The sequence below is a fragment of the Streptomyces sp. NPDC046881 genome (genome assembly GCF_040645015.1).
GTDB lineage: Bacteria > Actinomycetota > Actinomycetes > Streptomycetales > Streptomycetaceae > Streptomyces.
In genome coordinates, this window is the sequence record NZ_JBEYXJ010000103.1 from 22,350 (window position 1) to 29,896 (window position 7,547).

A 7,547-nucleotide genomic window follows, 5' to 3' on the forward strand; every position below is an offset into this window, starting at 1 on the left:
TGGGCACATGGTGCGACTGCCCGGCCGGCCCGTGTCTCGGCCGCCCCGTTCTCTCGGGCACCCGCGCGCACCGCACAGCCCGCCGCGGCAGCCGCGCGGCAAGGGCGGCAAGGGTGGCAGCAGGCCGGGGGTGCTGCGGTCCGCGATGACCGGGCGCAGCGTGGCCGGTCAGGTGTTCCTGTTCCAAGTGGTGATCGTGCTGCTGCTGGTCGTCTCGGCGGTGGTGGCCCAGGTGCTCCAGGTGCGGCACGACAGCGACCGGGAGGCGACGAACCGTTCCCTCGCCGTGGCCGAGACCTTCGCCCACTCGCCCGGCATGGTCGCCGCCCTGCGCTCGCCGGACCCCACGGCCGTACTGCAGCCGCGCGCGGAGGCCGCCCGCCAGGCGAGCGGCGTGGACTTCATCGTCGTGATGAACACCGACGGCATCCGCTACACGCACCCCAAACCCGACCGCATCGGCAAGCAGTTCGTCGGCACGCTCGCCCCGGCGCTGGCCGGCGGCACGGTCACCGAGCACATCACCGGCACGATCGGCCCGCTGGTACAGGTCGTGGTGCCGGTGAAGGACTCCGGTGGCAAGGTGGTGGGCCTGGTGTCGGCGGGCGTCACCACGGCGCACGTCGGCGGGGCCGCCGAGCAGCAGCTGCCGCTGCTCCTCGCGGCGGCGGCCGCGGCGCTGGTGCTGGCCACCGGGGGCACGGCGCTGGTCAGCAGACGCCTGCTGCGCCAGACGCACGGCCTCGGGCCGTACGAGATGACGCGGATGTACGAGCACCACGACGCGGTGCTGCACGCGGTCCGGGAGGGTGTGCTGATCGTCGGCGGCGACGGCCGGCTGCTGCTCGCCAACGACGAGGCGCACCGCCTGCTGGACCTGCCGGCGGACGCCGAGCAGCGGCACGTGCTGGAGCTGGGCCTGGACGACGAGACGGAGGGGCTGCTGGCCTCGGGCCGGGTCGCCACGGACGAGGTGCACCTGGTCAAGGACCGCCTGCTGGCGATCAACCAGCGGCCCACCGACCTGCGCGGCGGCCCGCCCGGCAGCGTCACCACGCTGCGCGACTCCACCGAACTGCGCGCCCTGTTGGGCCGCGCGGAGGTGGCCCGGGAGCGGCTGAACATGCTGTACGACGCCGGGGTGGGCATCGGCACCAGCCTGGACGTCACCCGGACCGCGGAGGAGCTGGCCGAACTGGCGGTGCCCCGGTTCGCGGACTTCGCGACGGTGGACCTGTTCGACCCGGTGCTGAACGGGGAGGAGCCGCGGCCGGGAACGGCGCTGCGCCGCACGGCCTGCGCGGGCGTCCGCAAGGACTGCCCGCTGTACCCGGTCGGCGAGCGGATCCGGTTCGTGGCCACCTCGCCGCAGGCCCGCGCGCTGACGACCGGGCAGTCGGTCGTGGTGGCGCGGCTGCGGGACGAGCCCGGCTGGCGGGCACAGCACCTGGAGCGCACCGACCAGGTGCTGGCGTACGGCATCCACTCGCTGATCACCGTGCCGCTGCGGGCGGGCAGTCTGGTGCTGGGCGTGGCGAACTTCTGGCGGTCGGAGAAACCGCAGCCGTTCGACCCCGAGGAACTGGCGCTCGCGGAGGAGCTGGTGGCGCGGGCGGCGGTGTCGATCGACAACGCCCGCCGGTACACCCGCGAGCACAGCATGGCGGTCACGCTGCAGCGCAGCCTGCTGCCGCGGACCCTGCCCGAGCAGGATGCCCTGGACCTCGCCTACCGCTATCTGCCGGCGCAGTCCGGCGTCGGCGGCGACTGGTTCGACGTCCTGCCGCTGTCCGGTGCCCGGGTGGCCCTCGTCGTCGGGGACGTGGTCGGGCACGGGCTGCACGCGGCGGCGACCATGGGCCGGCTGCGCACCGCCGTGCACAACTTCTCCTCCCTCGACCTGCCCCCGGACGAACTCCTCGGCCTGCTGGACGAGCTGGTCGGCCGGCTCGACCAGGACGAGACCCCGGCGACGGGCGGGGCGGTGGTGACGGGCGCGACCTGCCTGTACGCGATCTACGACCCGGTGTCCCGGCGGTGCACGGTGGCCCGGGCCGGCCATCCGCCGCCCGCGCTGGTGCACCCGGACGGCACCGTGGAGTTCGCGGAGGTGCCCGCGGGCCCGCCGCTGGGCCTGGGCGGGCTGCCGTTCGAGACGGCCGAGCTGGAGCTGGCGGAGGACAGCCGGCTGGTGCTGTACACCGACGGCCTGGTGGAGGACCGGGAGCGGGACATCGACGAGGGGCTCGGCCTGCTGCGCGACGCCCTGCTGCGGGCGCCGGGCGCCTCCCCGGAGGACACCTGCCGTACCGTGCTGGACCGGCTGCCGGCCCGGCCGAGCGACGACGTGGCGCTGATCGTCGCCCGCACCCGGGTGCTGGGCGGCGACCGGGTCGCGGAGTGGGACGTGCCGTCCGACCCGGCGGCCGTGTCGGAGGTGAGGGCCTCGGTGACCCGGCGGCTGGCCGACTGGGGCCTGGAGGAGCTGGCGTTCACGACGGAGCTGATCCTGAGCGAGCTGGTCACCAACGCCATCCGTTACGGGCGCGACCCGATCGGGGTCCGGCTGCTGCGTGACCGCACGCTGATCTGCGAGGTCTCCGACAGCAGCACGACCTCGCCGCACCTGCGGTACGCGGCGAGCACCGACGAGGGCGGCCGGGGCCTGTTCCTGGTCGCCCAGCTCGCCGAACGCTGGGGCACCCGGTACACCCCGCACGGCAAGGTGATCTGGGCGGAGCAGCCGCTGTCCTGAGGTCCGGGGCGCGGGAAATCCGTTGAGCCGGGCCGGGACGGCGGGTGATGATCTCCGGCATGTTCTCGCGCAGAAACCGCCGGACCACCCGGCCCGTCTCCCCCGCTCTCGTCGCCGCCTGGGAAGCCCTGGACGCCGGGGACGTGCCCGGCGCCCTGCGACAGGTCCGGGCCGCCGGTGAGGACCAGCCGCTCGGCGAGGTGGCCCTGGTGGTGGGGCGGGCGGCGGGCTCCGCCGGTTTCACCGACCTCGCCGACGCCTCGGCCGCCCTGGCCGCCGCGCCGGGGGACGCGCGGGCGCTGTACGACTTCGGGTACGCGTGCATCGAGCGCGGAGTGCCGGCTCTGGCGGTTCCCGCGCTGCGGGAGGCGCTGCGCCGCAGCGACGGGGCGCTGCCCGTGCTCCGCGAGCTGGTGTCGGCGTACGAGGACGAGGGCCGGCACCAGGAGGCGGTGACCGAACTCCTCCGTCACGACGACCGCTTGGCGGACTGGCCGGACCGCTACCTGCTGGTCTACAACGCCGTCCTCGCGGGCGACCTGGACCTGGCCCGGCGCCGGCACGCGCTGCTGTCCGACCCGGAGGACGCGCGGTGGCAGCCCGCCCGGGACCGGCAGAACCGCACCCTCGCCCGGGCCGCCGACGCCGAGCGGGCGGGCGGGCTCGGCCCGGCGGACCTGCGGGGCTGGCAGTACGTGCTGGGCGGCACGGTCCTCGGCACGCTGTCGCCGTACGGCTTCGACGCGGGCATGAACGGCCGCTACGCCTTCCTGCAGGACTCCCCCGACCAGTGTCTGCGCGGTCTGCTGCGGCTGCGGACGCTGCTGGACGGCGCCGGGGTCCGGCCGCGGTCGGTGTCGCTGCTGCCCGACCGGGACTCGCGGATCCTCGGGCTCGCCGCGGCGGAGGTCCTGGGTCTGCCGGCCGAGCCGTTCGCGCCGGGCCGGCCGGACACGGTGGTCGTGGCGTACGACCTGGACGGGCTCGCGGCGCACGACGGCGGTCCTGAGCTGGTCGGGGAGCTGTTCGAGCGGGCCCCGGGGCAGGTGCTGCACGCGCACGCGTGCTGCTGGACGGACCCGCCCGCCGTCACGCCGGACAGTGCCGCCCTGCTGCATCAGACGGTGGTGGCGCCGTGGGGCGCGCAGCTGCGTCAGGCCGCCGACGGCGGGGTGGAACAGGGGCCGGCGGACGACCGTCCGGAGGCGGAGGTCGCGGCCGGCATCACCGGCGCGGACCTGTCCGACGGTGCCGACGGCGCCGGGGACAGTGCCGGGGACGGCGCGGGCCCGGCGGACGGCGACGCGGCGTTCGCCGCGTTCGCCACGGCCGTTGCGGGCACGTGGCTGCGCGGCGACCGGGCGCGTGTCCGGTCCGCCGGGCCCGTTCCGAGTTCCCGGTTCGCCTGAGCGGGGCGGCGGTCAGCCGCCGTTGAGCCGCGAGCGCAGCAACTGCTTGCCCATTTCGGCGCCCTTGCGGCTGTCGGACTGGGCCTTGCGGAACAGCTCCGCGACCTCGTTGTCCTTGTCGCGCTCGGCGTCCTGGATGTACTGCTCCAGACGCAGGGCGTTGCTCAGGCACGCCTCGACGTACCAGATGAGGTTGTAGTCCTTGTCGCGGGTGCCGGTGACGTCGCCGGTCTCGCTGGTGCTGGTCATCCGGGGTCTCCTCCTTCTGTGGACCCTGTGTCCGTTCCGCTTTCGGACACCCCGGGTACCCGTGCGACCTGCGGACACACCGGCCTATCCGGGCCGGCCCTACTCGTCGATCACCGCGCCGAAACGGGCGCCGTGCGCGGTGCCGCCGAGGGCCGCCGCGCCGTACGACCAGGAGCCCTCGGCGAGCGGTCCGGTACCGCTCGCGGGCAGCAGCCACACGAAGCCGTCGCCGGCGTTCTCGCCGGGCGCGGCGGCGACCAGTTCGGCGCGGCCGTCGCCGTCGGTGTCGGCGAGGCGCACCTGGGCGCCCCAGCCGTCGTCGGACTCGGCCGTGCCGGGGATGCCCGGGGTGTTCTGGTCGAAGGACTGGGCGTGGCCGGCGGTGAGACCGGTGCGGGAGCCGCGCAGCAGCCAGACCGCGCCCGCGTCGGCGACGGTGCCCACGTCCTCGCCGGGCGCGCCGGTCACCGCGTCGTCGTAGCCGTCGCCGTCCAGGTCGCCGCCGGCGACGGCCTGCCCGAAGTCGTCCCAGACCTCGGAGGTGCCGGGTACACCCCTGCTGGACTGGCTGATCACCTGGATCCGTCCCGAGGTGCCGCCGGGTGCGCCCGCGAACGCGGCCGGCGCGGCGAGTGTGCCCGCCGAGGCCAGCAGCAGGAAGGAGGCCGCGGCGACGGCGGAGCCTGCGGTGTGACGGGTTCTGCTGGTCATGTGCCGCACAGATCGGTTCGGGCCGGGGTGTACGGGACGGTTCAGCCGAGGGCGCGGTCCAGGTTGAACGCGGCGCTGATCAGGGACAGATGGGTGAACGCCTGCGGGAAGTTGCCCTGTTGCTCGCCGGTGCGGCCGATCTCCTCGGCGTACAGGCCGAGGTGGTTGGCGTAGGTGAGCATCTTCTCGAAGGCCAGCCGGGCCTCGTCGAGCCGGCCGGCCCGTACGAGTGCCTCGACGTACCAGAACGAGCAGATGGAGAAGGTGCCCTCGTCGCCGCGGAGGCCGTCGGGGCTGGCCTGCGGGTCGTAGCGGTAGACGAGGGAGTCCGAGACGAGGTCCTCGGTGAGCGCGTCCAGAGTGGACAGCCACTTGGGGTCGGTGGGGGCGATGAACTTGGCGAGGGGCATCATCAGCAGGGAGGCGTCCAGGACGTCGCCGCCCTCGTACTGCACGAAGGCGTTCCGCCGCTGCGACCAGCCGCGGTCCATGATCCGCCGGTAGATGGTGTCGCGGGCCTGGCGCCAGCGCCGGTGGTCGGCCGGGAGGCCCCGGTGGGTGGCGAGGCGGATGGCGCGCTCGATCGCGACCCAGCACATCAGCCGCGAGTACAGGAAGTTCTTCCGCCCGCCGCGGGTCTCCCAGACGCCCTCGTCGGGCTGGTCCCAGTGGTCGCAGACCCAGTCGACCAGGTGGCACACGTCGTCCCACTGGCCGCTGGAGATGGGCTGGGCCCACTTGTCATAGAGGTAGATGGAGTCGATCAGGGCGCCGTAGATGTCGAGCTGGAGCTGGTCGACGGCGGCGTTGCCGACCCGGACCGGAGCCGAGCCCTGGTGGCCCTCCAGGTGCGGCAGCATGCGTTCGGGCAGGTCGGAGCGGCCGTCGATGCCGTACATGATCTGCAGCGGGCCGGAGCCGTCGCCGCAGCCGGGGCTGATGTGCGTGGTGAGGAACCGCATGAACGCCTCGGCCTCGCCGCTGAAGCCGAGCCGGAGCAGCGCGTAGACGGCGAAGGCGGCGTCCCGCACCCACACGTACCGGTAGTCCCAGTTGCGCTCGCCGCCGAGCTGTTCGGGCAGGCTGGTGGTGGGGGCGGCGATGATGGCGCCGGTGGGGGCGTAGGTGAGGAGCTTGAGGGTGAGCGCGGAGCGGTGCACCATCTCCCGCCAGCGGCCCCGGTAGCGGGACTGGTGCAGCCAGCGCCGCCAGTAGGCCACCGTGGCGTTGAACTCGTGCTCCGCCTCGGCGTGGGCGCAGCCGCGCGGGGCCACCGCGCCGTCGACCTGGTCGAGGGCGAACACCGCGGACTCGCCCTCGCTCAGCTTGAAGTCGGCTCGGGCGTCGCGGGCGTCGCACTCCAGGACGACGGTGGAGGTGAGCGCCAGCGACCCGGCGGGCGACTCGAACAGGACCAGGCCGTCCACGGTGCGCACGGTGTGGGCGACGGCGCCGTAGTCGAAGCGGGGGGCGACCAGCACCCGGAAGGGGACGGTGCCGCGGACGCAGACCACGCGCCGGATCAGCCGGTGCCGGCCGGCCTCGCCGGGGGCGTCCGCGACGACCGGCATGAAGTCCTGCACCTCGCCGACGCCGTCCTCGGTGAAGAACCGGGTGATCAGCACGTTGGTGTCGGGGAAGTAGAACTGCTTGGTCCGGGCGGGTACGGCGGCGGCCAGGTCGAAGCAGCCGCCGCGCTCGGCGTCCAGGATGGCCGCGAAGACGCTGGGGGCGTCGAAGGCCGGGCAGCAGTACCAGTCGATCGTGCCGTTGCTGCCGACCAGGGCCACCGTGCGCAGGTCGCCGATGAGCCCGTGCTCGGCGATGGGCAGGTAGCGGGGGTTGCGCGGGGCGTCCTCGGGATACGGCGTCTCGGCCATCGGCGGCCTCCCGGTCGGGGCGTGGTCCGGGGTGCGGGTGTTTTCCCGCTTTCGGATGTTTTCCAGCTTAGGAGGAGTGCTTCCGTGTGGCGTGGGAAGGTGCCCTTCACCCTTCCCTGGGCGCTTCGGGATGCACGCTGCGCCGGGGAGGGGAATGGTGAGAGTGTGCTCCGTTCGGAGGCACCGGCACGGATGCGGTCATCCGGACCGAGGAGGAGGCATCATGTCGACATCCACACCCGAAGAGTCCCGTTCGTCGGACGACGTCTGCACCCCGGACGCCCTGCTCCACTCCGCGCCCCCCAGGGACGTCACCCCTGAGGACCTGGTGATGGCGGCGGGCAGGGACGTCACACCGAAGACCCTCGACTGGGCGCGTCGCAAGCTGGAGTCGGAGGGCACGGCTGCCATCGAGAAGCTGCTGCCCTAGGGCGGTCCGGGGACATCCGGGACAGGAACGGGGAACCGGCCGGGCGTGGCCGCCGAACTCACATGTTCAAGGCCTCCGCGCGCCGGTTAGGAGCGGAGGCATGGAGAACGTAC

Annotated in this window: 5 protein-coding genes and 1 pseudogene; 3 read left to right on the plus strand and 3 right to left on the minus strand. The window is 73.9% G+C overall.

The window, feature by feature from the left end:
* Positions 1-7: 7 nt before the first annotated feature.
* Together ABZ923_RS33185 and ABZ923_RS33190 are read left to right on the plus strand one after the other, a co-directional pair.
* Positions 8-2,755: a SpoIIE family protein phosphatase gene (locus ABZ923_RS33185; protein WP_361479310.1), complete on the plus strand. Its 2,748-nt coding sequence runs from the start codon at positions 8-10 to the stop codon at positions 2,753-2,755.
* Positions 2,756-2,814: 59 nt separating this feature from the next.
* The gene (locus tag ABZ923_RS33190; RefSeq protein WP_361479313.1) at positions 2,815-4,164 is read left to right on the plus strand and encodes a hypothetical protein; all 1,350 of its coding nucleotides are present in this window, start codon (positions 2,815-2,817) and stop codon (positions 4,162-4,164) included.
* Positions 4,165-4,176: 12 nt separating this feature from the next.
* Here ABZ923_RS33190 and ABZ923_RS33195 read toward each other — a convergent pair whose 3' ends face one another.
* The 3 genes and pseudogenes from ABZ923_RS33195 to ABZ923_RS33205 all read right to left on the minus strand — a co-directional run bounded on the left by ABZ923_RS33195 (position 4,177) and on the right by ABZ923_RS33205 (position 7,004).
* Complete coding sequence (locus ABZ923_RS33195; protein WP_208036005.1) at positions 4,177-4,413, minus strand: hypothetical protein; 237 nt, start codon at positions 4,411-4,413, stop codon at positions 4,177-4,179.
* Between the two features lie 99 nt (positions 4,414-4,512).
* Positions 4,513-4,983 (minus strand): annotated as a pseudogene (locus ABZ923_RS33200) (FG-GAP repeat protein); the annotation flags it as partial.
* A gap of 182 nt (positions 4,984-5,165) precedes the next feature.
* Positions 5,166-7,004 carry a glycoside hydrolase family 15 protein gene (locus tag ABZ923_RS33205; RefSeq protein WP_361479316.1) on the minus strand — a complete coding sequence of 613 codons (1,839 nt, stop codon included), beginning with the start codon at positions 7,002-7,004 and terminating at the stop codon, positions 5,166-5,168.
* A 223-nt stretch (positions 7,005-7,227) separates the two neighbouring features.
* Between ABZ923_RS33205 and ABZ923_RS33210 the strand changes: the two genes are divergently transcribed.
* Positions 7,228-7,434, plus strand: a complete 207-nt coding sequence (locus ABZ923_RS33210) for a hypothetical protein (protein WP_208036003.1) — start codon at positions 7,228-7,230, stop codon at positions 7,432-7,434.
* The last annotated feature ends 113 nt before the right edge of the window (positions 7,435-7,547 follow it).

What these genes read in the sequence shown, in the direction of transcription:
- ABZ923_RS33185 (WP_361479310.1), top strand. Translation starts at nt 8, where the DNA reads ATGGTGCGACTGCCCGGCCGGCCCGTGTCTCGGCCGCCCCGTTCTCTC.
- ABZ923_RS33190 (WP_361479313.1), top strand. Translation starts at nt 2,815, where the DNA reads ATGTTCTCGCGCAGAAACCGCCGGACCACCCGGCCCGTCTCCCCCGCT.
- ABZ923_RS33195 (WP_208036005.1), bottom strand. Translation starts at nt 4,413, where the DNA reads ATGACCAGCACCAGCGAGACCGGCGACGTCACCGGCACCCGCGACAAG.
- ABZ923_RS33205 (WP_361479316.1), bottom strand. Translation starts at nt 7,004, where the DNA reads ATGGCCGAGACGCCGTATCCCGAGGACGCCCCGCGCAACCCCCGCTAC.
- ABZ923_RS33210 (WP_208036003.1), top strand. Translation starts at nt 7,228, where the DNA reads ATGTCGACATCCACACCCGAAGAGTCCCGTTCGTCGGACGACGTCTGC.